The organism is Tildeniella sp. (genome assembly GCF_059505325.1).
In genome coordinates this window covers 48,613-72,915 of record NZ_JCACKI010000017.1, presented here as the reverse complement: position 1 = coordinate 72,915, position 24,303 = coordinate 48,613, and the positions used below count along the sequence as shown (strand labels likewise).

26 protein-coding genes and 1 pseudogene are annotated in these 24,303 nt (G+C 50.3%); 8 read left to right on the top strand and 19 right to left on the bottom strand.

The window, feature by feature from the left end; all coding sequences use genetic code 11:
- Positions 1-3: 3 nt before the first annotated feature.
- Positions 4-2,736 carry an MGH1-like glycoside hydrolase domain-containing protein gene (locus tag AC5JO6_RS07460; RefSeq protein WP_496080423.1) on the bottom strand — a complete coding sequence of 911 codons (2,733 nt, stop codon included), beginning with the start codon at positions 2,734-2,736 and terminating at the stop codon, positions 4-6.
- A 578-nt stretch (positions 2,737-3,314) separates the two neighbouring features.
- The gene (gene yidD, locus AC5JO6_RS07455; protein ID WP_496080422.1) at positions 3,315-3,605 is read right to left on the bottom strand and encodes a membrane protein insertion efficiency factor YidD; all 291 of its coding nucleotides are present in this window, start codon (positions 3,603-3,605) and stop codon (positions 3,315-3,317) included.
- Between the two features lie 379 nt (positions 3,606-3,984).
- On the opposite strand from yidD, the gene AC5JO6_RS07450 reads away from it, so the two are divergent.
- Positions 3,985-4,122, top strand: a complete 138-nt coding sequence (locus AC5JO6_RS07450) for a hypothetical protein (RefSeq protein WP_496080421.1) — start codon at positions 3,985-3,987, stop codon at positions 4,120-4,122.
- Between the two features lie 29 nt (positions 4,123-4,151).
- On the opposite strand, the gene AC5JO6_RS07445 is transcribed toward AC5JO6_RS07450, so the two are convergent.
- The 7 genes from AC5JO6_RS07445 to AC5JO6_RS07415 all read right to left on the bottom strand — a co-directional run bounded on the left by AC5JO6_RS07445 (position 4,152) and on the right by AC5JO6_RS07415 (position 7,051).
- Positions 4,152-4,421 carry a prevent-host-death protein gene (locus AC5JO6_RS07445; protein WP_496080420.1) on the bottom strand — a complete coding sequence of 90 codons (270 nt, stop codon included), beginning with the start codon at positions 4,419-4,421 and terminating at the stop codon, positions 4,152-4,154.
- A 152-nt stretch (positions 4,422-4,573) separates the two neighbouring features.
- The gene (locus tag AC5JO6_RS07440) at positions 4,574-4,933 is read right to left on the bottom strand and encodes a DUF2442 domain-containing protein (RefSeq protein WP_496080419.1); all 360 of its coding nucleotides are present in this window, start codon (positions 4,931-4,933) and stop codon (positions 4,574-4,576) included.
- Complete coding sequence (locus AC5JO6_RS07435) at positions 4,920-5,165, bottom strand: DUF4160 domain-containing protein (RefSeq protein WP_496080418.1); 246 nt, start codon at positions 5,163-5,165, stop codon at positions 4,920-4,922. Before AC5JO6_RS07435 ends, AC5JO6_RS07440 begins: the two co-directional genes overlap by 14 nt.
- Before the next feature lie 130 nt (positions 5,166-5,295).
- Positions 5,296-5,883, bottom strand: coding sequence for a Uma2 family endonuclease (locus tag AC5JO6_RS07430; protein ID WP_496080417.1), 588 nt, complete (start codon positions 5,881-5,883; stop codon positions 5,296-5,298).
- Between the two features lie 120 nt (positions 5,884-6,003).
- Positions 6,004-6,414 carry a type II toxin-antitoxin system VapC family toxin gene (locus AC5JO6_RS07425; protein WP_496080416.1) on the bottom strand — a complete coding sequence of 137 codons (411 nt, stop codon included), beginning with the start codon at positions 6,412-6,414 and terminating at the stop codon, positions 6,004-6,006.
- Positions 6,411-6,671, bottom strand: a complete 261-nt coding sequence (locus tag AC5JO6_RS07420; RefSeq protein ID WP_496080415.1) for a hypothetical protein — start codon at positions 6,669-6,671, stop codon at positions 6,411-6,413. Before AC5JO6_RS07420 ends, AC5JO6_RS07425 begins: the two co-directional genes overlap by 4 nt.
- A gap of 164 nt (positions 6,672-6,835) precedes the next feature.
- On the bottom strand, positions 6,836-7,051 hold the full coding sequence (locus tag AC5JO6_RS07415; protein WP_496080414.1) for an antitoxin family protein: 216 nt from the start codon (positions 7,049-7,051) through the stop codon (positions 6,836-6,838).
- Between AC5JO6_RS07415 and AC5JO6_RS07410 the strand changes: the two genes are divergently transcribed.
- The gene (locus AC5JO6_RS07410) at positions 7,007-7,183 is read left to right on the top strand and encodes a hypothetical protein (RefSeq protein WP_496080439.1); all 177 of its coding nucleotides are present in this window, start codon (positions 7,007-7,009) and stop codon (positions 7,181-7,183) included. The two genes, AC5JO6_RS07415 and AC5JO6_RS07410, sit on opposite strands and share 45 nt — an antisense overlap.
- Positions 7,184-7,205: 22 nt before the next feature.
- Here the strand turns inward: AC5JO6_RS07410 and AC5JO6_RS07405 are convergent, their stop codons facing one another.
- Together AC5JO6_RS07405 and AC5JO6_RS07400 are read right to left on the bottom strand one after the other, a co-directional pair.
- Positions 7,206-9,041, bottom strand: coding sequence for a caspase, EACC1-associated type (locus AC5JO6_RS07405; protein ID WP_496080413.1), 1,836 nt, complete (start codon positions 9,039-9,041; stop codon positions 7,206-7,208).
- Positions 9,042-9,047: 6 nt separating this feature from the next.
- Positions 9,048-9,218 carry a hypothetical protein gene (locus AC5JO6_RS07400; protein WP_496080412.1) on the bottom strand — a complete coding sequence of 57 codons (171 nt, stop codon included), beginning with the start codon at positions 9,216-9,218 and terminating at the stop codon, positions 9,048-9,050.
- 195 nt (positions 9,219-9,413) lie between these two features.
- On the opposite strand from AC5JO6_RS07400, the gene AC5JO6_RS07395 reads away from it, so the two are divergent.
- From AC5JO6_RS07395 to AC5JO6_RS07370, 6 genes are all read left to right on the top strand, one after another.
- Entirely contained in the window at positions 9,414-10,019 is a 606-nt protein-coding gene (locus tag AC5JO6_RS07395; protein WP_496080411.1) for a rhomboid family intramembrane serine protease, read from the top strand.
- 177 nt (positions 10,020-10,196) lie between these two features.
- On the top strand, positions 10,197-11,033 hold the full coding sequence (locus AC5JO6_RS07390) for an NAD-dependent epimerase/dehydratase family protein (protein WP_496080410.1): 837 nt from the start codon (positions 10,197-10,199) through the stop codon (positions 11,031-11,033).
- Between the two features lie 66 nt (positions 11,034-11,099).
- Positions 11,100-12,071: a biotin synthase BioB gene (gene bioB / locus AC5JO6_RS07385; protein ID WP_496080409.1), complete on the top strand. Its 972-nt coding sequence runs from the start codon at positions 11,100-11,102 to the stop codon at positions 12,069-12,071.
- A gap of 114 nt (positions 12,072-12,185) precedes the next feature.
- Complete coding sequence (locus AC5JO6_RS07380) at positions 12,186-12,962, top strand: WecB/TagA/CpsF family glycosyltransferase (RefSeq protein WP_496080408.1); 777 nt, start codon at positions 12,186-12,188, stop codon at positions 12,960-12,962.
- Positions 12,963-13,346: 384 nt separating this feature from the next.
- Positions 13,347-14,081, top strand: coding sequence for a cell division ATP-binding protein FtsE (gene ftsE / locus AC5JO6_RS07375; RefSeq protein WP_496080407.1), 735 nt, complete (start codon positions 13,347-13,349; stop codon positions 14,079-14,081).
- A gap of 8 nt (positions 14,082-14,089) precedes the next feature.
- On the top strand, positions 14,090-14,791 hold the full coding sequence (locus tag AC5JO6_RS07370; RefSeq protein ID WP_496080406.1) for a response regulator: 702 nt from the start codon (positions 14,090-14,092) through the stop codon (positions 14,789-14,791).
- 42 nt (positions 14,792-14,833) lie between these two features.
- Here the strand turns inward: AC5JO6_RS07370 and AC5JO6_RS07365 are convergent, their stop codons facing one another.
- The 8 genes and pseudogenes from AC5JO6_RS07365 to AC5JO6_RS07330 form a co-directional block, all read right to left on the bottom strand.
- Entirely contained in the window at positions 14,834-14,986 is a 153-nt protein-coding gene (locus AC5JO6_RS07365; RefSeq protein WP_496080405.1) for a hypothetical protein, read from the bottom strand.
- A 68-nt stretch (positions 14,987-15,054) separates the two neighbouring features.
- Positions 15,055-15,330, bottom strand: a pseudogene (locus AC5JO6_RS07360) (type II toxin-antitoxin system PemK/MazF family toxin); the annotation flags it as partial.
- Positions 15,331-15,332: 2 nt separating this feature from the next.
- A complete protein-coding gene (locus tag AC5JO6_RS07355; RefSeq protein WP_496080437.1) occupies positions 15,333-15,524 on the bottom strand; it encodes a hypothetical protein in 192 nt (63 codons plus the stop codon).
- A 63-nt stretch (positions 15,525-15,587) separates the two neighbouring features.
- Entirely contained in the window at positions 15,588-16,676 is a 1,089-nt protein-coding gene (locus AC5JO6_RS07350) for a phosphotransacetylase family protein (protein WP_496080404.1), read from the bottom strand.
- 354 nt (positions 16,677-17,030) lie between these two features.
- Entirely contained in the window at positions 17,031-18,041 is a 1,011-nt protein-coding gene (locus AC5JO6_RS07345) for a glycosyltransferase family 2 protein (RefSeq protein ID WP_496080403.1), read from the bottom strand.
- Between the two features lie 3 nt (positions 18,042-18,044).
- Complete coding sequence (locus tag AC5JO6_RS07340) at positions 18,045-18,743, bottom strand: TVP38/TMEM64 family protein (protein ID WP_496080402.1); 699 nt, start codon at positions 18,741-18,743, stop codon at positions 18,045-18,047.
- Positions 18,744-18,769: 26 nt separating this feature from the next.
- A complete protein-coding gene (locus AC5JO6_RS07335; protein ID WP_496080401.1) occupies positions 18,770-20,074 on the bottom strand; it encodes a pentapeptide repeat-containing protein in 1,305 nt (434 codons plus the stop codon).
- 104 nt (positions 20,075-20,178) lie between these two features.
- Positions 20,179-24,303 (bottom strand): cadherin-like domain-containing protein (locus tag AC5JO6_RS07330; protein WP_496080400.1); only part of this gene is annotated, 4,125 nt, incomplete at its 5' end.

The following is a 24,303-nucleotide window of genomic DNA, read 5'->3' as shown; positions in this document are numbered from 1 at the left end:
CGCTTAGTACTGATAGTGAAGCGTGTCTCCCGGTGTAGACGTTTGGGAGACGATTTCCTTCGTCATGAACCCAGTTTGTTGAATGATGCGCGCCACACAGCCTGTCCACCCGGTTTGATGGCTGGCACCAATGCCCGCACCATTGTCACCGTGAAAATACTCGTAGAACAAGATCAGATCTTTCCAATAGGGATCGGTCTGGAACTTTTCTGCGCCACCGTAAACAGGTCGTCGCCCCGACTCATCTTTTAAGAAGATTTGGGTAAGACGATCGCTCACTTCTTTCCACACATCAAACAGGGTCTTCTGTTGCCCTGAGCCTGTGGGATATTCGATCGTGAACGCATCACCGTAATAACCATAGAGATGGATGAGCGATCGCAGCAGCAGAAAGTTCACAGGCATCCAGATTGGACCGCGCCAGTTAGAGTTACCACCAAACATACCTGTGTTGGAATCACCGGGCAAATAATCAACTCGAAACTCCTGTCCAGCATGGTCGAAAACAAAAGGATGATCATGGTGGTAGCGGGACAGCGCTCGAATGCCATAAGCGCTGAGAAACTCAGTCTCATCTAACATCTTGGACAAAAGGCGGCGAAGCTTTTGCTCATTCACAATGGAAAGCATCAGTCGTCCATGCAAGCCCGGAGCCGTGGGCAATTGAATGTTAGCCGTGAGTTCGGGATGTCGCATGAGAAACGACTGCGCTCGTTTTTTGAATTTGGGCAGTTTCTCAAACACATTGGGTGGAAATACCGCGATCGCCATCAGCGGCAGCAACCCGACCATCGATCGCACCTTCAACCGCTGACAATCGCCATTCGGCAACCGCAGCAGATCGTAAAAGAAGCCATCTTCTTCATCCCATAGCTCATCACAGTTTTCACCAATCCGATCCATCGCCCCAGCGATCCACAGCGTATGCTCAAAAAACTTGATTGCCAGGTCTTCGTAAAGCGGATCATGAATCGCCAACTCCACAGCAATTTGTAGCATTCGCTGGCTAAAAAACACCATCCACGCCGTACCATCCGCCTGTTCGAGAATGCCACCTGTCGGTAATGGCGCACTGCGATCGAACACTCCTATGTTATCCAAGCCTAGAAAGCCGCCTTCAAAGACGTTATTGCCAATGGCATCTTTGCGGTTCACCCACCAGGTAAAGTTAATCAGCAGTTTAGAAAAGGCATATTTCAGGAAGTTAACGTCACCCACACCATTGTTTTGCTCACGATCGCGCGTATAAATCTCCCATGTTGCCCATGCATGAACGGGTGGATTGACATCACCAAAGTTCCATTCATACGCAGGCATCTGACCATTCGGATGCATATAATCTTCCTGCAACATCAACTCTAGCTGACGCTTGGCAAAGTCAGGATCAACAATGCTCAAGGGAAGCATGTGGAATGCCAAATCCCAGGCTGCAAACCAGGGATATTCCCATTTATCGGGCATGGAAATGACATCATCGGTATACATATGGTGCCAATCGCTATTGCGAACGTGTCGCCGCTGATCAGGTCGCATGTAAGGATTGACGTTATGTTCCTCTAGCCATTTGTCCACATTGTAGTAGAAGTATTGCTTTGACCACAGCATTCCTGCCAGCGCTTGCCGCATCACATTACAGCGATCGGGGTCAGCCTTCACCGAAGCGGGTGTCATGGCATCGTAAAACGCATCGGCTTCTTGCTGGCGATCGGTCAAGACCTGCTCAAAGGCATCAAACGGATTGCCCATCTGATTGGGATGCGTTGACGCAAGGCGTAACCGAATGATTTGTGTGCCGCCTGCTTCTACCGTAATTTGATAATGGGGCGCAACTTTGGTACCGATCGCCGCTGGATTCACCGCTTCAGTCTGCCCATGCACCACATAGTTGTGAATGGCATCTTTGACATAGGGACTGTCATTGTCAGTGCCAAACAAACGCTCGTTATTAGTTTCATTTTCTGTGAAGAGCAGCGGCAACACCTGATCGCAATAGAGATAATAGTCTTCCAGCTTTTCTTGAAAGAGTGGGTTGGTGTGATAAGCATGAACAACGCTGTAGCCTGCACCTTCATACTTTCGTAGGATGGGTTTAGAACCACCATCTTTCCAACTCCAGGTATTGCGAAACCACAGCGTTGGCAGTAAATGCAGAGAGGCGGCTTCTGCCCCCCGATTGCACACTTTAATTTGAATCAGAATGTCGTCAGCGCTTGCCTTGGCGTATTCCACAAACACATCAAAGTAGCGATCGTCATCAAAAATACCTGTATCTAGTAGCTCATATTCCAATTCATCGCGGCTGCGACTACGGTTGGTATTCACCAAATCGGCATAGGGAAACTCCGCATGAGGGTACTTGTACAGGTACTTCATGTAAGAGTGAGTCGGCGTACTGTCCAGATAGAAGTAGTATTCCTTCACATCCTCGCCGTGATTGCCTTCGCTGTTGTTTAACCCAAACAGCCGTTCTTTCAGGATAGGGTCGTTGCCATTCCACAATGCCAGCGCAAAACAGAGCAGGTTATGAGCGTCACTAATGCCGCCTAAGCCATCTTCCCCCCACCGATATGCCCGCGATCGTGATTGGTCATGAGACAAATAATTCCAGGCATCACCGTTATCGCTGTAGTCTTCTCGTACCGTACCCCACTGGCGCTCACTGAGATAGGGACCCCACTGTTTCCATGCCGCTTTACCGTCACGGCAGTCTTGCAAGCGCTGATTCTCTAACGTCATGATGGCTTATCCTGAATTTTGGTTTGGATGCAACGCACTTAGTCTCAATTAAACTACCAGGAGACGTTAAACCCTACAAGGGTTTAATGCTCTCGTATGATGGCATCGCTACATGGGAATTAAATTGCTCCTTGCTCCACTAGCGTGTCCGCGATCGAGTTACTTTCCGCTGTTAACGATCATTGAACGCTAGACACCATCAGTTGGTTGAAGCTCAACTTGCACGGTTCTAGATCAGGTTTCGACGCGGGTGAAGCCAGAACTTTAAGCAGCAAATATCCAGGCTGTTTTGCCTCTACACGTAGCTCTAGATCCGGCGCGCATTTGTCGATACGTTGTTTCGGTGCAACGTAACGCACCCAACGATTATCTATTGGTGCGTTACGGCGATGACGCGCCCTAGCTTAAAGGTTGTTTGAAAAGTGTCTGGCGGTTAAAACCGCGACTACGTAAACAAAGTCCGCCTGCGCGGACGACCGCAGAGTAAGGGTTTTATCACCTGCAACGGCAGGTTTTGCCTCTGTAGCCGCGACTTCAGTCGCCAAGGCTACAAGCATCTGGACCTTTAAAACGTCCTCTTAAAGCGGTATACAACAAGGAATGACAATACAGCCACTGCTTGCTTGCTGGCGTTGTAATGTTTGAGCCGCAACCTTACACGCCTGAAAGCGGCTTGGCACCAGTTTCAAGGCAGCCCTTAGATCCTGGTTGATCAGCACCTGTTTAGTGTAATCAGAACAAGATTCATTGCCGTAGAGCAAGCGATGGGGACACGAAAAGCCTTTGCGGGGTGAGAGATGTTTCTGATAGGCATTGAGAGAGGCGATCGCAGCGTGCTTTGCAAACGATTCCACTGTAGTTGCTGGCATAAAATGAGCCGTGATTAAATCATTTGCTCATTCTTATAGCTAAGTCTTAGCTGCGATCACTCCCTCAAAAGTATGGAGCAGACGTAAAAAAGCGATGCGAGTTGTTCCCTTCTCTTCTCACACCCGATCGCTCTCAAGTGCAGTGATATCTGCTTAGAAAGCAAACATCACTTGTGCAAAATCGAGAAACGTCTACGCAATATTGAAAATTGCTCATGCAAATTAACTAAAACTTATCGAAAACAAAGAAGTCTGTCTTTGGAATCAATGAATGCTTATGCAAAATCAATGAATGTGTAGCTGAAATCAACAAACGCCTCTCTGAAATTAAGAAATTTAATCGATCACCCTGTCTCACGGAGCCTGACGCTGAGTTTTGGTGAGACGGAAGAAACAATCGCCCCTACATGATTGGCTGAAGGGCGATCGCCCCTTCTCTTCACAAGCAGGATCACTTCTGCATGATTGGCTCAAGGGCGATCGTGTCCAGATGGGCAATGTTCTCAGAATTCGGTGAAGGGGTTAAGGATAGAAATTTGGCAGTCTTCAAAATCGCGAGTATTGCGTGTTACCAATGTGAGGAGGCATTTCCAGCAGATAATTTTCTTCTATACAAAGTTCACGCAGTTCTGTAAACGCGCTGGCTAAAGCAGGTTTTTGAGATTGCTGTTGCCAGACGAGAAATTCCTGATAAACGTCAGCTTTTACGACAGCTACAACCAACTGGTTCTGATCGTAGATCAGCTGAGGCTCTTCAACAGCAGCGTGGATCAGTTCAGAGAATTTTTGTTTTGCGTCCTCAAGTTTCCAAGGCATAGTTTTGTGAGCGAGATGTCATTGCTCTAAATTGTAGCTTTACAGCGATCGCCCCTTCTCTTCACAAGCAGGATCACTTCTACATGATTAGCTCAAGGGCGATCGTGTTCTGTAAAAGCTCCGCTCACTGCCGATCGAGCGATTTGTTCTGGCTACGCGACGTTCTGTTTCTGTTTCAGCTTCTCCATCCAAGCTTTTGTGCCATAAATGCCACGTAAGAGTGAAGGAACGGTCAAATCAACGTCTAGTGCCTCCCAATGCAACCCAATGCCTGATGGAGTTACTTCGACTGCTGCAAGCTCGTCTGGTTCGGCTCCTACTAACCCTTGTCCCAGTTCATGAGGAAACATAAAGGTAGAGCCATCTTTTAAATTGATCACGATTTTGCCTGAGGCACGATCGTAAGCAGCAGAGAGCGCACGAGGTTCGGTTGCATCAGCAAACATTGCAGCGTCGCTTGCTTGATCCAGTTGCACTTCCAAGGTTGCATCCAATCGATCAGGCTTCTCCATGAATTTGCCTCCACGCTTCAAGCAAGTCGGATTGATGACTGATGACAAGCTGCAAGGCTTTCACAGCGTCTCTTCGATCGCCACGATACTCCAAAACAGTCGGCTGCTTAATCTTGCTTCCCAAATCGATTTTAACCTCACTCTCAGCGTTGAGAACATGAACATGAGATGGCAGGTGATCGTCAAAATAAATGACAACCCTGAAGCCATCTTTTCTCAACACAGTTGGCATTTACTTACTCCCGATTGCCACATCGCATTTTACCTGGCGTGTGTATGAGGGAGTAGGTTCACCGTTAGCGATCAATCTTTTCTACACAAACGCGATCGCCTCCACATGATTGGCTCAAGGGCGATCACGCCTATCTAGTTGTGCCAATCTGTCTAAAGAAGCGTTGTACGAGGCATGCAAAACCCGGCAAAATCGGCGAGGTAATAGTGTCCTGAGCGTTGTAAGTAGCGGTTCGCTTAAGGGCAGCATTTTCGCGGCGGTACATTTCAATCTGTTGTAATTCTCGGTTAACGATCCAATATTCCTCAACGCCCTGGGATGAGTAGAGCTTAAGTTTAGCTTCACGGTCTCGTCGTTCATTGGTAGCGCCTGGGGACAGCACTTCGACGATCAGTTCGGGTGCCCCAATAAAATGCCCCGCTTCGTCTGTGAAGCGTTCCATGCGCTCAACACTGATCCAAACTGCATCTGGGATGACATTGTCAGCATCGCTGAAGATAATGCCGGGTGTTGGAAATGCTTCTCCTAACTGCGTCTTGTCTGACCAGTTGCCTAATTCGTTGCAGATATTACGAATCACGGATTGATGCCTGAGGTGGGGTGCCCTTGTCACAAAGAGTTCTCCGTCAATGATTTCGTAGCGCTTCCATTCGTCGGCTGCGAGGAGATCGAGATCGGCAGTCGTCCAACGAACTTTTTCAGATGAGGTTTGGCTCATGGCGTGTCTCCGCGACCTTCTTTGGTTCTATTCTCGCTTGTTTTACCGCAGCGATCGTCTCTTCTCTTTCCAAGGGCGATCGCTCCTACATGATGGCTCAAGGGCGATCGCTGTTTAGGTTCAAACCTGAATGATTTCAAAGGTATCTCGATCGCCAATACGATAAAACAAAAAATCCGAATCAAGCGTGAGAATTTGTCGATAGCCAGTCTTTTCAGCCACTAGAACCAGCGTTGCGTCTGCTAAATCCATTGGGCGATCGCGGTATTTCTCCATCAACTCCAATAAACGAACATAGTCATCTTCCTGAATCTCGAAAATGACAAGCAATTGATCTAAGAGAAGCTGCCCCAATTGCTTTTGCATCGCCCAACCGCCGCGATGGAGAGCGAGATACATAGCTTCTGTTAGACATGACCAGGTTGTGACCAGAGGTTTTGCTAAGCCAGTAACAGTCGTTCGATAAGCGTTGTGCTGAAGTTGGGTTCTATCGACTAGACAAAGCAAAACCCCAGCATCGCAAAGAATCACAAGTTGAGACCTTGTTGCCGATATTTATTCAGCAAGCGTTGCTGATAGTCGTTGGTTGGGGTTGTTGGAGTAATTTCTAAGCTATCAGCAACCTCAAACCACTGCGCCCAAGCTTCAAAGCGATCGTCTTCAATGAGGTGATTAGCTACTTTAGCTTGATATTTGTAGGCGATGAGATCGATAAAGTCGCTGATCTCTTGCAGAAGCGGCTCTGGAAGTTGCTGTAGCTTCGCGATCGCCCTTTCTCGAATCGTCACAACTATCACCTCTGCTAAAATCTCTAGTCTGATCGACGTTAGAATGCTTACGCTTTCAGTTTAGCGGGTTACGATCGCTCTTTCGCTTTACAAAGGCGATCGCCTCAACATGATTGGCTTAAGGGCGATCGACAGAAAAACCTCAGTCATTTTCCTGAGCAACGTCACCATACAAATAGCGATCGATATTTGCTGACCAATCGGGAGCGCCTTGTAAATGAAGAGCTTTGGCAGTTTGCAGAAACGACTCTGAGCTGGCTGGTGTTTCTGGCGATACGCTCTCGACAAGTGATTCGTACTCGTGTGCCAGCTTCCAGCTCTAGAGGCACGGTGGGATGAAGAGTGCTGCCATCAAAGACAGCTTCTACAATTTGAATCATGGCGACTCCCAGAACTGCAATACCCTTAGTATATCCGCTCGCTTCAAACCCCAATCTACTAGCGATCGCACTCAGCAAAACCTGAAACAACGATCGCCCCTTCTCTTCACCAGCGCGATCGCTCCTGCATAATTGGTTTAAGGGCGATCGTGCTTTATTTTACTTGAAGCTTCTGAAGCTTATTCTGTACGTTACTCATATCTGATGCCATACTTTGCATACCGTAATACTTGATTGCACTCTGATAATCTTCGATGGCAACTTGCTTATTAGAAAGAGCATTGTGGGCATCACCTCTCCATTCATAGGCTTTTGCTAGCAAAGTATTGTCCGTTGAGAAATTGATTGCTGCCGTGTAATCCTGAATGGCATGTTGTCTATCACTAGAACTTAAATAAGCATTACCGCGAAGTAGATATAGTTCAGGGTCTTCAGTTTCGGGTCGAGCAAGCTTGATTGCCTGACTAAACTCATCGATTGCCCTCTGATAATAATTTCGAGCAATATTTGGGTTACTTTTATACCCTATCTCATACTGATCGATACCGTTCCGCTTATGAACTCTCATTTGGCTTTGAATGATAGAAGATCCACTGGGAGCTAGAGAAGGCGAAACGGGGATCGAGTCGCTTATGTTTGGGAAAGGGGTGGTCGAGGACGGAAAACTTTCGGCTGAATCGATACTGTTTACAGTAGATTCTTGCCTGAATTGAAATATTTGCACTAAATAAACAGAAGTACCGAACGCTAAAACAGCAAAAAATACATAGGTTAGTATAGTAGGAAACTTGAACTGCATTAAATTCTGAATGGTCTGCATTCTTAAATAAGGAAAACCGTTGATTCGTTTTGAGACACGCTGTTCAGCAGCACTAGCGTGCTCATCTGGAATGTGCAGAGCGTGTTGTAATTCTTTCAATGCTCTGCGAGTGGAATCCTTCAGGGGCTTCTCGCGCTTTAAATAGTTAATCAATTCTTGTTCGTAGCTTTCCAGTCTTTTATAAAAATCTCGATAAGGCTGGAGTGACTCCGATTCTAAATTGCGAATAACTTCTGGCGAGAGTCCTAATTTTTGAGAAAATGCATTCAACATTTTGCGTCGCGTAGAAGACATACGAACGTCATCTTGAAGGGGCATACTCAACCAAGCTTGTATGCTATCAATAACAGTTCGATGGGCAAAAGTAATGTCGCCCAAATAAGCCAGTCGTTCAATTTCTCGACGGTAGCGCAAGGCTGGATCGGTTGACGGAACATGCGCCAATTTAATGTTGTACCCCTCCTTTGAGGGATAAATTTCAGGTTTCATCCCTGGCACAACTTCTTGAACTTTGCGTTTAGCATATTCATGCAACTCACCGATGGCAATAAAACCATCACGGTCTTGATCTGCGTCACCCGTTTCTAATCCTTCTATTAGGTAGCGAGTGTAGACAGAGAGTTCTGAGTCGTGTAGCTCAAATGAATACTCGATCGAGGATGAAGATGTAAGCACTGCTCCGCCTTCACTTCCCAGTTGAGACCTAAGATCAACTGAGCCATCGTCTTTCGCCAGCATTCCTTCAGCAAAAGCACCACTAAAACAGCAATCAAGAATAATTACCTGTCGTCTCGAACGACTATTTTTCTGATTTTCCTGTACGAAGCTAGCGGATGTAGCTGTTGGACGCACCAACTCTCCACGAGCAGTTTTACGTGTTTTGCAGCTAGAGAGATAGAACTTGCCAGCACTGTCTTTGATGCCATGCCCAGAGAAGAAAAGCAGTACTAAATCATCCCGGTGTCGATCGTCGAAGAGAGCCTGAATTTCCTCTTCCATCTCTTGGCGCTCAGGATTCTTTAGCACTTTGATGTCTGACTCAGCAAAGGCACCCATTTCAGGATGCTGCAAAACCCGTTGCATTGCCTCGACATCTTTGAGCGCCCCAGGCAAAGAATTTAATCCAGGTGCGTACTCACTGATCCCAATTAGTAGTGCGATCTTTGCCATTGTTAATCAACTGCCCTTCAGAAACGCTTGTGCTTTCTCATACGCATAGTCAAATTCGATTTCATCCAGCTCCCGCATTTGAGCTAGAAGATTCTGAACAGCTTCATCCGTCTCCTCCGCACTCAAATCGGAGTCGTTTAAGTCGATCGTCAGCGTAACGTTTCGTTCGCCTGCCATGAGTGCGCCTCAGAGATTAATCGCTGTACACCACAATAATGCAAGCAACCATTATTTTCCCAGACCTGTCATCGTCGTTAGCGCTTTGTGAGCACAACGATCGCGGGGCAGAATTTGTACAATAACGGAGGGAGGCGTGTTGTAGATGTAGTGTCAGTCAGAAACCCTTACAGATGAGTGGACGATAGAGGCAGCATGAGCAGTAGCAAAGAAGGAACGGCAATCGCGCAAGAGTTCAAAACCCAGGTGTGGATTTTGGGTGGCTTGATAGCAATGATGTGGGCAGTCGAGATTCTGGATCAGTTCGTGTTTCGAGCAGGGCTGCGTGAAACGCTAGATATTTATGGCATCATTCCGCGTACTGCGATCGGGCTGCGTGGCATTCTGTTTGCACCCTTTCTGCACGGTAACTTTGCTCATCTAATTGGCAACACCGTGCCGTTTATCGCGCTGGGCTGGCTGATCATGCTGCGCGAAACCAGCGATTTCTTTTGGGTCAGTCTCATCACCGCATTCGTCAGTGGTTTGGGTACGTGGATATTTGGCTCCTCTGGCATACACATTGGCGCAAGTGGCGTAATTTTTGGCTATCTGGGCTATCTGTTGGCGCGGGGCTATTTCGAGCGTAGTATGACGGCGATCGCCATGTCGCTTTTTGTTGGCGCACTCTACGGCAGCCTCATCTGGGGCGTGTTACCTACGCGCATCGGTATTTCCTGGGAAGGACATCTATTTGGCTTCTTAGGTGGTGTGCTGGCAGCAAGGCTTTTGACACCGAAGCGGGAAGTGTCGAAGATATAGGGAGTCGGGAGTGGGGAGTGGGGAGTAGGGAGTAGAGAGTAGGCTAAGGGCTGAAAGCTGAAAGCTGAAGGCTGAAAGCTAAAGGCTACAGGCTAAAGCCAAGTGCTGACTTCTGGCTTCTGACTCCTACTTTTATCCTTCATCTTTTATCCTTTAGCCTTTTGAATTAAATTATTGGTGAGTGCTTTGACGAATGTGGCGATTATTGGCTGTGGCTATGTGGGCAAAGCGGTTGCTCAACAGTGGCGACCAATGTTGACAGTGACAGCGACGACGACAACGCCCGATCGCGTGTCCGAACTGGAATCAGTGGTGCAGAACGTACAGATCGTGAAGGGCAACGATGAGGCGGGAGTGCGATCGCTCCTCCAAAACCAAGCCGTTGTCTTGCTGAGTGTGGGTGCGCCCAATGCCAACGCGTATGAAGAGACGTATCTGCAAACGGCGAAAACATTGGTGACAGTGCTCAAGCAAGCGCCAACGGTGCAGCAGGTGATCTACACAGGTAGCTATGCGGTGTATGGCGATCGACAGGGAGATTGGGTCGATGAGAACTCAGAGGTTACGCCTGCTAACCGTAATGGTGAAATTCTGGCAGAAACTGAGCAGGTTTTACTGAGTGCAGCAAGTGATACGCTCAAGGTCTGCGTTTTGCGGCTCGGCGGCATCTATGGGGCAGGACGCGAGCTAATCAAAATTTTTGGACGGGCAGCAGGCACAACGCGACCCGGAGCTGGAGACGATGCGGCGAATTGGGTGCATCTGGAAGACATTGTGGGCGCGATCGACTTTGCGCGACAGCACTCATTAACAGGCATCTACAATTTGGTAGGCAATGTTCCTGTCACGACGCGGGAGTTACTGGAGCGAGTGTTTGCCGCTCACAATTTGCCGAACGTTGTTTGGGATGCGTCTCAAACCAGTACTCGTCCCTACAATGCGAGAGTGTCAAATCAAAAGCTGCGCGAGGCGGGCTATCAATTGCTCTATCCAGAGATCGTAGAGACGGTGTAATCTAGCGAAAGCGATCGCGCTGGAACGTTGCAATCGGCGTTTCTACAGCTATAGATGGGATTTCTTATGACGACAACGCTGCCTCAAAGATACTCTGCCCAGGAATCGCTGCGTGAACGGATCGATCGCACCTATCACCAGGCGCTACCCGATCTATTGTTTGAGGCACAGCAGATTCACCGTCAGCATCACGACCCGCGCGCAGTGCAGCTTTGTACGTTGTGTAACATTAAAACGGGGCTGTGTCCTGAAGACTGTGCGTATTGCTCTCAAAGCGTTCATAACAAAACGTCGCTAGAGCCACAGCCATTAGCAGACATTGAGACAGTGCTGGCTGAGGCAAAAGCCGCAAAAGCGCATGGTTCCACTCGCTTTTGTATGGGTGCAGCATGGCGAGAAGTGAAAGATGGTGCCCAGTTCGATCGCGTGCTAGAAATGGTGCGTCAGGTCGCTGCGTTGGAGATGGAAGTTTGCTGCACGCTAGGAATGCTCAAGCCCCATCAGGCACAGCGGTTGAAAGAAGCGGGGCTGACCGCGTATAACCATAATCTCGACACGTCGCCTGATTACTACAGTCAAGTTATCACCACGCGCACGTATCAAGACCGTCTGGAAACCATTCAGGCAGTCAGTGATGCTGGTATCTCGGTTTGCTGTGGTGGCATCCTTGGTATGGGCGAATCGGTGGACGATCGACTATCCCTTTTGGCAGCATTGGCAGCACTCGATCCAGTACCAGAGTCGATTCCCATCAATTGCCTTGTGCCTGTAGCCGGAACGCCGCTCAAAGATACTCCCCCTGTGGATTCCATTGAACTGGTGCGAATGGTTGCCACCACGCGTATTTTGTTTCCAGGGGCGATCGTGCGTCTCTCTGCGGGACGCTTGCAAATGAGCGATGAACTGCAAGCGCTGTGTTTACTTGCGGGAGCCAATTCCATCTTCACAGGACCCGTTCTATTAACGACACCGAATCCTGACAGCACCCAAGATGAGCAGTTGCTGAATCGGTTAGGAATGATACCAAGAACGCTGTAGCCGATCACCGTCTGTCAGTCCTTGATTGTGCATCATTCGTTTGGCTCTTTGCGATCGAACTACGGTAAAATCTAGTGCTTGAAGACTTCAGCTCTGAGGGCGTGAGGCAGCACTGTGCAAAAATTCGTTCCGTTAGAAGCACCAGAGCCGTTTTCGGTCTTAGGTTTGCCTGTTCATCTGCTGGATGATTATGCAGGTTGGCTCGTTGCTCGTGCTCAACAGCAGCAAGGCTGTCATGTGGTGACGCTGAATGCTGAGATGACAATGGCGGCAGAACACAATCTCCCGTTGGCTCAGATTATTCGACAGGCAGAGCTGGTGATTCCTGACGGTGCGGGGATTGTGCTGTATTTGAAGCTGTACGGTCGATCGACGCAACGCCGTCCTGGCATTGAACTGGCAGAATCGCTGCTGCGCGAATTTGGACGAGTCCTGCAGAATGCTTCGCAAACGCCTTCTCTCGGCACTGTTGCGTTTTTTGGGGGGCAACCTGATGTGATTCAAACAGCAGCGACAATCTGGCGGGAGCGGTTACCGGGATTGGCGATCGCGGTCACTCAACACGGCTACCTTACCCCTGAAGATACCCCAACCTTTCTGCAAGCGTTGAAAGAGACTCAACCCCAACTGATTCTCGTTGGTTTGGGTGTGCCCCGGCAGGAATTTTGGATTGCCGAACATCGTCATGTCTGTCCAAACGCTATTTGGATTGGCGTTGGCGGCAGTTTTGATATCTGGGCAGGGGTAAAAACTCGTGCTCCGGGCTGGCTGCGAGACAATCATCTGGAATGGGTTTACCGTTTGTATCAGGAACCTTGGCGCTGGCGACGGATGCTGGCATTACCAAAGTTTGCGTGGCGATCGCTGGTGTATCGTTTGATGCAAGGGTGAAAGGCAAGAAAGATCTCTGGTTGTTAGTTGCTAGTTGTTAGAAAAAGGGATGGTTAGAAGATCAAAGGGGTAGGAAGTCAGAAATTACAGGTTAGAGCTGATTGACTGACAAAACTCAACCGCCCTCACCCTAGCCCTCTCCCACAGGAGAGGGAACAAGCGATTGGTTTGGCTCCCCTCGCCCGCTGGGAGAGGGGTTGGGGGTGAGGGCAGTTTGGGCAACAGTGCAAAAGATTTGTCAGTCAATCAGGGTTAGAGAGCAGACAGGTATTGCTTGTTCACTAACAACTAACAACCAAAAACTAACAACTTCTCACTCTTTGCCTTTCACTCAAAACTCCTCTTTTGTGATGTAATGGGTTGGATCGAGGTATCAACGTCTTTATGACCCAGGTATTTAACGGGCAGCCTTCCAACACGACAGATAGGGCATCACAAACGGTTGGCGCTGAGGCGATCGTGTCCTTGCGTGGAGTCAGCAAGACCTACGAGAACGGTAGCAAAGCGTTAGTGGATGTCAGCCTTGACATCCAGCGGGGTGATTTTCTCTTTATTACAGGTCCATCGGGTTCTGGTAAATCGACGCTGCTGAAGCTGCTGTACGGGGAAGAACACGCCAGTCAGGGCGAAGTGCTGGTAGATGGCTGCGACTTAGCTACTCTGAGAGGCGATCGGCTGTCTCAACTGCGCCGCCGCATTGGGATTGTCTTTCAAGATTACAAGCTGATTCCACGTCGCACGGTCATGGAAAATGTGGCATTTGTACTGTGGGCACAGGGGTTGCCACGTAAGGAAATTCACCGTCGGCTACAGCCCGCGCTCAAAATGGTGGGCTTGGTGCACAAGGCAGACTGCTTCCCCGACCAGCTTTCGGGAGGAGAACAGCAGCGGGTTGGCATTGCGAGGGCGATCGTGGGCACACCGCCCATTTTGCTTGCCGATGAACCAACTGGCAACCTTGACCCGGATAACTCGTGGCAAGTGATCAAAATTCTCAAAAAGCTCAACTCGGTTGGCATTACGGTCATTGTGACCACGCATGATGAAAGTCTGATTCGCCTGTCTAACCATCCGGCAGTGCAGTTACGCAATGGTTATCTCTACCGTCCCAAAGGGTAGTGAGCGTGATGACGATCGACGATCTGACCAAACTGCTGCAAGTGCTGGTTTCACTGGTGCAAGGCGTAAGCTGGCAGTTGCTGATTCTGTTTGTTCTCATCTACTTTGGTGCGCCGCTGCGGAATTTTGTCAACAACCTGGGCGAGTTTAGCTTCAGGGCAGGCGCATCGGGGCTAGAGGCTACAGCAAAGCGGCGCATTGAGGCAGGCGTACTTCTGGGATCAGCCTCAGCAATCAAGTCTGGTGATGCCACAAACGGCAGTCCCCAGTTGCCCGGTGCGGAAGAGGCAAAGGAAATTGCGACCGTGGTCAGCCAAACGCTGAAGCCTAAAGTAGCGCAACAGCTTGCCAAAGCGTCAGTGCTTTGGATCGATGACCATGCAGTGGATAATGCTCACGCTATTCGATCGCTCGAAGCGTTGGGCATCGGCTTTACCATCAGTCCCTCGACCCCGGATGCACTCGAAAAAATTCGCATCAATGCCTACGACGCGATCGTCTCGGACATGCGGCAATCGGGTAATCCTACAGCAGGATACGAATTGCTCCGAGAGTTGCAGAGATTGGGCGTGAATACACCCGTTATCATTTACGGCAGTTCCAACGAACCACGCTTTAAGGTCGAAGCGCGCTCCCAAGGAGCATTTGGAGACACGGGCAATCCGCAAGAGTTGTTTAGCCTCGTGACAATGGCAGTGCAGAAGGGCTGAGGGGAAAGTTACACAGACAACCCACCTAATACAAAGACTACTTTACTCTTCGTCTTCTTCAGTCATGTTCTCTTCAAACCCCAGCCAAAAGCGCAATACCTTCTCAACTTCTAAGTAGGAAGGCTCAATTAAATATAAAATCTGCGTAGGATGGGTATAGCCTTCGGCATTCAAGAAAAGTGAAGCGTAACCCATGCTGCTAAAGGTTTTGATGCGTTACGGCAATGCCTAACACATCCTACGTTTAATTCTACATAGCTACTTACCATTTGCTCAGGTGTCAGCGTTCCCAATTTGCGTAAAAGTTTTGCGTAAGGAACTGTGATGATGTTTTGTATGTCAAAGACTCCTTCTCGAAGAAATCTAGCTTTGACTTGCACTTCAAATCTTGAACCACGTGAACTTGTCGTATGAGGAATCAGCGTCGTTAACGCGCGGTCTTGATTGAGAGCAGGGATACTGATGACCAAGCATGGTCTGACTTTCGCTACATAACCCAAATCGACTAGCCATACTTCACCGCGAACAGGGCTAACCATAGCTATTCATACAGAGCTTCTTGCTGATCTAATTCCAAGAAAAGTTCTTCTGCATTCAAGACTAAGACTTCATCAGATAAGGGTGGAAAATCTAAGCAAACTGTTCGCTTTAGAATCTCTAACGCCAAATCTAGCTGTTCTGAATCTGTCAAACGATCGAAGTTATTCAAAAGTTCTTGTACTAAGGCAGTCATCATTTTTTCCGATACCTACTGACAGGACACTATTGATGCCTTACCGATCAGTTATACGCAGAACTACGCCGTCACCGCAGGTTCTAGCCCTAATTCTGCTATCAGCCGATCGGCATCGAAATTTTCTGCCATTGAGTTGCAGATGTACTCAACTTTGACGGGTTCGTTGACGCGGACTTGACCAAAGGCGCGATCGACGATGGCAACGGTTGATAGTGTGTCTAAATCCACAGAGAGAATGGGGATTTCCAGATCATCAGCACGGCTGAGAATATCGGGAGAAGGGGGCATCTGTCCCGTCAGAATCAAGCATTGCGTTGACGTTTCCAGGGCAGCCAGTTGAATATCGGTGCGATCGCCGCCCGTTACCACTGCCATGTTGCGACCTTTGCGGAAATACTTCAGCGCTGAGTTGACGTTCATTGCGCCGATGCTGAGGCTTTCGACCATCAAATCCAGGCGATCGGGGCGGCAGAGTACTTCTGCTTTCAGTTGTTTCACCAGTTCGTTCACGCTGACGCTGCGTAAAAGCGCACTGCGGGCGAGTAAGCCAAAAATCGGAATGCCCCGTTTCTCCAGATAAGGCTGCACCGTCGTTTTGACTTCCTCTAGCCGTTCTTCGGGAATGTCATTGATCAGAACACCCAGGAGGCGATCGCCCAAGCGTCGTCGTGCCGAAATCAGCGCGCCCACAATCAGCAATGAGTTGAAGCGTGCCACCAGCAGAATCCTGGCATTCACGCCTTCTGCGACCTGCCGCAATGAGAGGTCAAACAAACTTCCTTCTTCTAGGTTGGCTGGACCTTCTAGCAGCACCAGATCAGGACCGCGCATTTGGAGATATTTTTTGAGCGCCTGGGGATAATCGATGCGATCGTCACCCAGAATGCGTTTTTGAATCGTTGGTTCATCCAATGCCAGGATCGTGGGCTGGAGGCGATCGGCGGGTAGGTGCAACACCTTGCCCACAAACTGCACGTCTTCTTCAACATCAGTCGTTTCTGAGCCACTCCAGCAGGTTCCGAGGGGCTTCCCGTAGGCGAGATCCAGACCTTTCGCTTTCAACTGGTGAGCAATGCCAAGCACCGTTGCCGACTTCCCACTGTAAGCTTCGGTCGATCCAACTAACAAATATCTCGCGGTTTTCGGCACGCTTTCACTCCCTACAATGACCTCTACTGCTGCCCTTGCGCGTCGATCGACAAGGCAATGGATCAACTTTGATCGACTGCACTGCATTAAGCAGCTCGTCCTCTCATTGACGCATAGTCACCATTGTAAGTGATGCTCTTCATGGCAAACGTTTGTCAAGGCAGAGAGACGGCTGGACTTAGCGCGGTTGCAAATTCTATAGACGGCGTTGCTGAATGCAAGTATGATTTCCCTCATCCCCAGCCCTTCTCCCCAAGGAGAAGGGAGCTAGAATCGAATCGAGTTCCATCGCCCGTTGGGAGAGGGTTAGGGTGAGGGCAGATTTGACAATTCATATTTTTGTTCAGCAACGCCCTATAGACTTCTCCGGCGCGTTTCTGAAAAAGGCTCCCTGATCGCGTTCACAGGCGCTCCTTGGCGAACGTTGCCGATCTCAAAGCCGTTGACTTCTCCTAAAACATACACAGGACGATTTTTCACTTCTTCGTAAATGCGCCCAATGTATTCGCCCAAAATGCCGATACTGAAGAGCTGCACAGCCCCCAGAAAAAAGATAGCTACCGCGATCGTGGCATAGCCAGTAAGCGGTGAAACAGGCGAGAAAAAACGCCAGTAGATGACTAGAATTGCCATCACGATCGCGATCACAGCCGCAAACAGCCCGACATACGTTGAGATGCGGAGCGGCACTCTAGAGAACGAGACCAAGCCGTCGATCGCCAATGCCAGCGACTTGCGGAATGTATATTTCACGTCACCTGCAAACCGGGAGTCGCGTTCAAAGGGAATGGCAATTTGCCGAAAGCCCAGCCACGATCGCAGCCCTCGAATGTAGCGGTTCCGCTCTGGCATGGCGTTAAGCGTATCGACAACGCGTCGATCCATCAAGCAAAAGTCGCCTGTATCCGTCGGAATGTCTACATCGGCAAGCTGGCGCAGTAGACGATAGAACACATACGCTGTCAAGCGCTTAAACCAGCCTTCTTGATGACGCTGTACTCGCTGAGCATAGATCACGTCATAGCCTTGTCGCCATTTGTCTGCCAGGTCAGGAATGAGTTCGGGTGGATCTTGTAAATCGGCATCCAGCACAACGATCGCCTGTCCACGTACAAAATTCAGCCCAGCAGTCACGGCAACTTGATGCCCAAAGTTGCGTGTAAAGCTGAGGTAGCAAATGCGGTGATCGCGCTCGTGCAGTTCACGCATCAATGCTAGGGAGCGATCGTGGCTCCCATCATCCACTAAAACGACTTCAACTGAGCCGTCCATACAATCCATCACTGCACTCAGGCGACGATAGAGTTCTGGAAGCGTGGCTTCCTCGTTAAACACGGGCACGATGAAGGAGTAGGTTGGCTGCATGGGTTATTTGTCCTGCGGATCAAAGCACTCTGACGGTGTAGGCGGACGGATGCTGTCGCGTTGGGATCGCTGACGACGATACCAGGTCGAGCCTGCAATCAGAATACCAGTCAGTGTCAGTGCCCCTACCAATGGCAGCAAATCGCCTGTCTGAAGCGCTCTCAAACCAGAGCTACCCAGCAAAACATACGGCAGAATACCGGGAGTCGTGCCTAAGAGTGTGCCGAGAATATAGTCCCGGTAGCTTACCGAGGTTAGCCCTGCCGCAAAATTGAGCAACCCATAGGGCATAAATGGTACAAGCCGAATGGCAATCATATAGGGTAAACCGCCGCGACGCACTTCAGCATCCAGTGTTTGCCACCGTCCAGAGAGCTTACGGGCGATCGCCTCACGTCCAATCGTCCGGGTGAAAGCAAAAGTGACAATTGCGGCTATCATTGCCCCTGCACTCGTCCACAGCGTTCCTAACCAGGGACCGAAGAGTGCGCCTCCCAGTAGGTTCAGCGGAGTCGATGGCATGACTAGAATGGTGGCGATCGTGTACAGCAGGATATAAAGAACGGGTGCCCACACGCCCGTCGATCGTAACCATCCCTGTAGCTGTGCCGACTCGATCGTTCCCAGTCGAGACGTTACTACAGCCGTTACTGCTACACAGACGATGGTCACCAGAAAAAGGCTGAGCTTGACGTACCGCACAAAGTGAGCCTTGAGATCATGGACTTCTACCGCTCTAACTGATTCGGAATCCCTTCACAGCCGCCAGGAATCGAACTACGTGTTTTGCTGCCGCCCCAGGCACAGCAATATTCCCGCTGTTCCTCAGACAGATTCACTGCACCCGTTAAATCAGCATTTTCCACAACAGCCCCAGTATAGGCACCCGTGCGGTAATCAGGGTGTTCTGTTTTGCTGCGAGGACTGGCAGTTCTAGCCTTGCCGTAAAACAAGCGAGTGCCGTTCAAGTCCGAGCCGCGCAAGCTTGCCTGACAAAGAATTGTGCCAGAAAGATTAGTCCTGACGAGATCACAATTGCTTAAATTGGCACGAATCAGGTTGATTTCACTCAGGTCAGTCCAACGGAGATCGGAATTAGACAGATCGGCTCCAGCCAGCATGACACCCAGGTCAATGACGCGCACGCCGTAAACGCGGTCTTCTTCATACCCACCAGTGCCATCCAGAATGGCTCGTCCCAGCCGTTGATCGCGCTTGAGCGGACTGAGCAGACGGGCACGGCTGAGAAAGCGAATGATTTTGGCTTTGCCGCCGCCATCAACGCTGCTCAGAATTGCCGCCGTGCGCCCTTCTGCGATCGCCCGTTCCTGGGGCCAATCTTCCAGTAAGCCATCATCATCCAGCACCAAGTCAGAAATACCCTGGAAAAAGCTGTCGATCGTCTGCTGCTGGGTGATCAGGTTCTGCTGAGTCGTCAAATCCTTTTCAATTACATACTGCCGCCATGCAATGTAGACCGCCAGCAGCGCAATCAAAATCTGTCCGACTGCGCCAAAAACTTCACCCAGAGCACCGATCGCATCCCAGTTTGCCTGAGCAAATAAACCGCTGAACCAGCGATCGACTCCAATCAGCTTCAGCAAGGCAACGACAGCAACAAAACCACCCACAAAGGCGATCGGTACCGCTGCCTCCTGACTAGAGACCAGCTCTCTTAAAAAGGGGCGCAGAAAGGGCACCCAAAGAATACTCACAGAGGCGGCAAGTGCGATCGCGGCACCAAACAGCCCCAGCCAGCTCAGGTTTAGTACAAAACCTGCCACCATGATGGCTGTCGCTCCCAGCACGATCGTCGTCGCAGACAAACCACGGGGCGCATCAAACTGATTAAGTTGGGCGATCGGTCCAGGTGTTGTAGACGACAGTGGTGTCTGACCCAGTGGAGCAGCCGCCTGAGACGAAGCGCTACCGCTCGCCCCATGACCGTTGCTGCTGGTTAACCCATCTTCTACAGAATGAGTAGTACTACTTGCTGCCGATGAAGAACTCGAACCTGAGGCATTGGGATTCATCGTCACGCGTCTCAACGTCAGGCAAATTGCCAGTGAACTACTCTCTATTGAATCACTTCAATTCTATCTGCCGCCGCCAACCTCACAACTTTCTCTCCACAGGCTTAGAGCACAAACAGTTCTTCACCCGTAGTGCCATTGATTTGTGTAAAGACTGCGGGGTTGTTGAGCGGATCAGGGATGATCAGCACACTAGTAGTCGTTTCGGCTGTAAAGAAGAGACGACTGCCAACGGCTGTGAAATTGTGAGGCGTAACGCCAGTAAAGCTCGCGCTCACAGAAACCGTACCAGCGTTAGTACCGTCACTCTTCCAGATGCGAGTGCTGCCATCGTTCGCTGTGAAGAATAGACTACCATTCACATTGGTCAGCGAAGCAACTGCATCATTGCCACTGACGTTAATTGCCTTGACCAGGCTGGCGTTGGTACCGTCGCTCTGCCAAAGCTGGAGATCGGGTGTGCTGCTAGTGCCTGCATCTGCCACAAAGAACAGCTTTGATCCTACAACCGTGAGGCTCGTAGGCGCTTGCCCGACTGATGGGAGTGTGCCCACTGAGGAAACAACCCCAGCCGCTGTGCTCTGCCATAGCTTGTAGACATTCGACTCATCTTTTGCAAAGAAGTACAGCGTACCGTTGAGATTCACCAGACTGCTGGGGTTTGCGTCACCCACTCCTGAATTGATATTAGAAATGCGAGTGGTGCCAGCCGTAGTGCCATCGCTGCGCCATAGTTCCATGCCATTGCTACTATCAGTGGCGGTAAAGAAGAGGGTATTACCGATCGCCACCAGATTGGTAATGCCAGCACCTGATCCAATGTCCTGTAGCAATGTGGTCTGCGTGCCTTCGCTGTTGATCCGCCAAAGCTGATTGCCGTTGCTTGCGGTGAAGTAGAGTGTGTTGCCCGCTGCGACCAGCAGCCCAGGTTGACTATAGCCCACTGTCGTCTCGACTTTGACGGTGTTAGCGGTTGTGCCATCGGTCTTCCACAATACCAGTCCGCTACCGTCATCCGCCTCGAAGTAGAGCGTGCCGTTAAAGTTCACCAAGTTGCGAGGATTGGAGCTGCCGGAACCCGATCGAATGTCCCTGACGATCGACGGGCTTGTTGCGCCCGTCAGATCAGCCTTCCACAGTTCCGTACCTCTAAAGCTATTGTTGGCAGTAAAGTACAGCGTGTTGCCGATGACTGTTAGATTGCTGGGGTTTGAGGAACCACTGGTGTCGGGGGTTGCATTGAGGTCAGCAACCTGGCTGGTGCCTGTATCGGTGCCATCGCTCCGCCATAGCTCGACCCCACTCACCCCATCATTCGCTGAGAAGAAAAGTGTACTGCCAACCGCCGTCAGGTTGTTGGGTGTGGCACTGTTAGTACCCGTAGCAGTCGCGTTTTGAGTGGGGTTGATGTCTTTAACCAGCGCTGGTCCGTTGGTGACATTGACGCTGATGGTCGCGTTTGTCGTTTGAGCGCCGCCTGTGCCTGTAAAGCCTTGGTCGTTGACCGCGATCGTAATCTGGTCAGATCCCGTGAAACCAGCATTCACAGGACGATAGGTGAGGTTAGCTAACGCGGCATTAATATCAACAATGCTGCCAGTAAAAGCGACCGTTTGCATGCCGTTACCGCTTACAGCCAGGTTGGTAGTTGTGTTCAGCGTCAGGTTGCCACTATTGGCTGCCAGCGTCACAGCAACCGCATTGGCACCCGCATCTGGATCGCCAATGCTGAGACCAGAAATGACCAGATCGGTGTTACGGAAGACGACCTGACTTCCCGGAGCGGTAATCACAGGTGACTGATTCGCACCACCGATCGTCAGCGAAACGGTTGCTGGACTGAGCGAATTGGAGATACCATCGTTCGCAAAATAGGTGAAGTTATCGGTGCCCGTGTAACCAGCAGTAGGGGTGTAGACAAAGGAACCATCGCTATTCAGGGCAACTGTACCGTGACTAGGCGCACTGCCACTGACCGCCCTGAGTGCGTCACCTTCAGGGTCAGTGTCGTTTTGCAACACTCCGTTTGGCACTGTGACAGTGAGGGTTCCGTTCGCATTGACGGTATAGCCTGTGTCATCGACTGGCGTTGGTGGTGAGCTAGTGTCCTTGATCGTGACTGTGACAGTCGCGTTAGCGCTAAGGCTACCATCGCTTGCCCTGTAGACAAACGTGTCTGTGGTGTTGGTCACCCCAGCGTTCGGTGTGTAAGTGAATGCCCCGTCGCTGTTGATAGTGAGGCTACCTTGTAAGGGGTTTGTGACGACGCTAGCAGTGAGAGGTTCAATGTCTGTATCATTTTTCAGCACTCCATTCGCCGCATTGATGATGAGGGTGTTGTTTTTGTTAACGCTGTAGGTGTCGGCATTGGCGATCGGAGCCGCGTTGGTGGCGATCGATAGCGATACCGTACCCAGGCTGGTTGAGTCTTGGATGCCATCGTTGGCGCTGTAAGTGAACGTATCAACACCGAGGTAACCCTGATCTGGGGTATAGACAAAGGAGCCGTCTGCCCGTAGCAGCAAGTTGCCATGACTGGGTTGACTCACTAGCTGTGCTTTCAGCGTTTGACCCACATCACTATCGGTATCATTTGCCAGTATGCCCTGTGCATTAACGGTCAGGGGGCTGTTAGTGACGACTGCATAGCTATCGTTACTGACAACTGGGCGAGCATTGCTGGCGATCGTAAGCGTGACTGTAGCAGGGCTGGAGTTGAGAACACCGTCATTCACCTGGTAGACAAACGTATCAGTGCCACTGGCGACTCCTGCATTAGGCGTATAGGTAAAGGTACCATCGCCGCTGAGAACAACTGTTCCTTGGCTGGCAGGGGTCACAAGCTGGGCAGTGAGTGTGGCTCCATTGGTATTGCTATCGTTGTTGAGAATGCTGGATGTTTGCCCGACGCTGAGTGTCGTCCCTGCAACGACTTGATAAGCATCATTCTGGGCGATCGGAGCCGTTGCGCTGGTGACATTAAGCGTGACGGTTGCAGAAGCGGTTAATGCCCCATCGCCTGCCTGATAAACAAAGGTATCGATACCGCTGGTAAACGAGGCGTTGGGTCTGTAAGTGAAGGAGCCGTTGCTGTTGAGCGTGAGACTACCATTCGTAGTATCGCTCACAAGGCTAACCGTCAGTGGCTGAGCGTCCGTGTCATTGGCAAGTATGCCAGAGAGTTCGTTGACCGTTAAAGTGTTACCAGCAGAGGCAGTATACGTATCGTTTTGGGCGATCGGAGCGGCATTGGCACCAATACTCAAAGTGACTGTTGCTGGAGCAGAGTTCACAAAGCCATCGTTGACCTGATACACAAACGTATCGGTGCCGATCGTGACACCTGCGTTGGGTGCATAGGTAAACGTACCGTTACTGTTGAAGGTAAGACTACCGTTGCTAGAAGTCACCAGGTTGGCAGTTAAAGTATCGCCTTCTGTATCACTATCATTTCTCAACACACCAGAGAGTTGATCGATCGTGAGAGGCACACCAGCAGCAACGGTATACGTATCCGCATTAGCAGTTGGAGCCGTGTTACCCAACACAGTAAGCGTCACAGTAGCGGAATTTGAATCCGCATTACCATCGTTCGCCTTGTAGACAAACGTGTCTGTGCCACTGAAGTTGGTTGTTGGCGTATAGACAAAAGCACCATTGCTATTCAAAGCGAGACTACCGTTACTGGGCGCAGTGACTAAAAGAGCTGTCAGCGTTGAACTATCAGCATCAGTATCATTCCGCAGCACTCCATTTGCCGCTGAGACTGTTAAGGGCGTACTAGTGACAGCTCTAAAGGACTCCCCAACTGCGACAGGTGCTTGATTCACGGGCACAGGGGCAGTGACGCTCAAGCTCACCGTTGCCGTGTTGGAGTTGGCACCCAGCGCATCTTGCGTGACGTAAGTGAAGTTGTCAAGACCCGTGAAGTTGGCGGTCGGGATGTAGGTGAAGCTGCCGTTGCTGTTGAGCGTCAGACTGCCCTGTGTGACATCGGCAACCAGTTGCGCGGTGAAGGGCAGGTTGTTGTCGGGGTCACTGTCGTTGCTCAGGACATTCCCGGTGGTGAATGTCGTGTTCTGGCTCAAGGTGAAGGCATCCGGGGTCGCCACGGGTGCTTGATTCACGGGCACAGGGGCAGTGACGCTCAAACTCACTGTCGCCGTGTTGGAGGTGGCACCCAGCGCATCTTGCGTGACGTAAGTGAAGTTGTCAAGACCCGTGAAGTT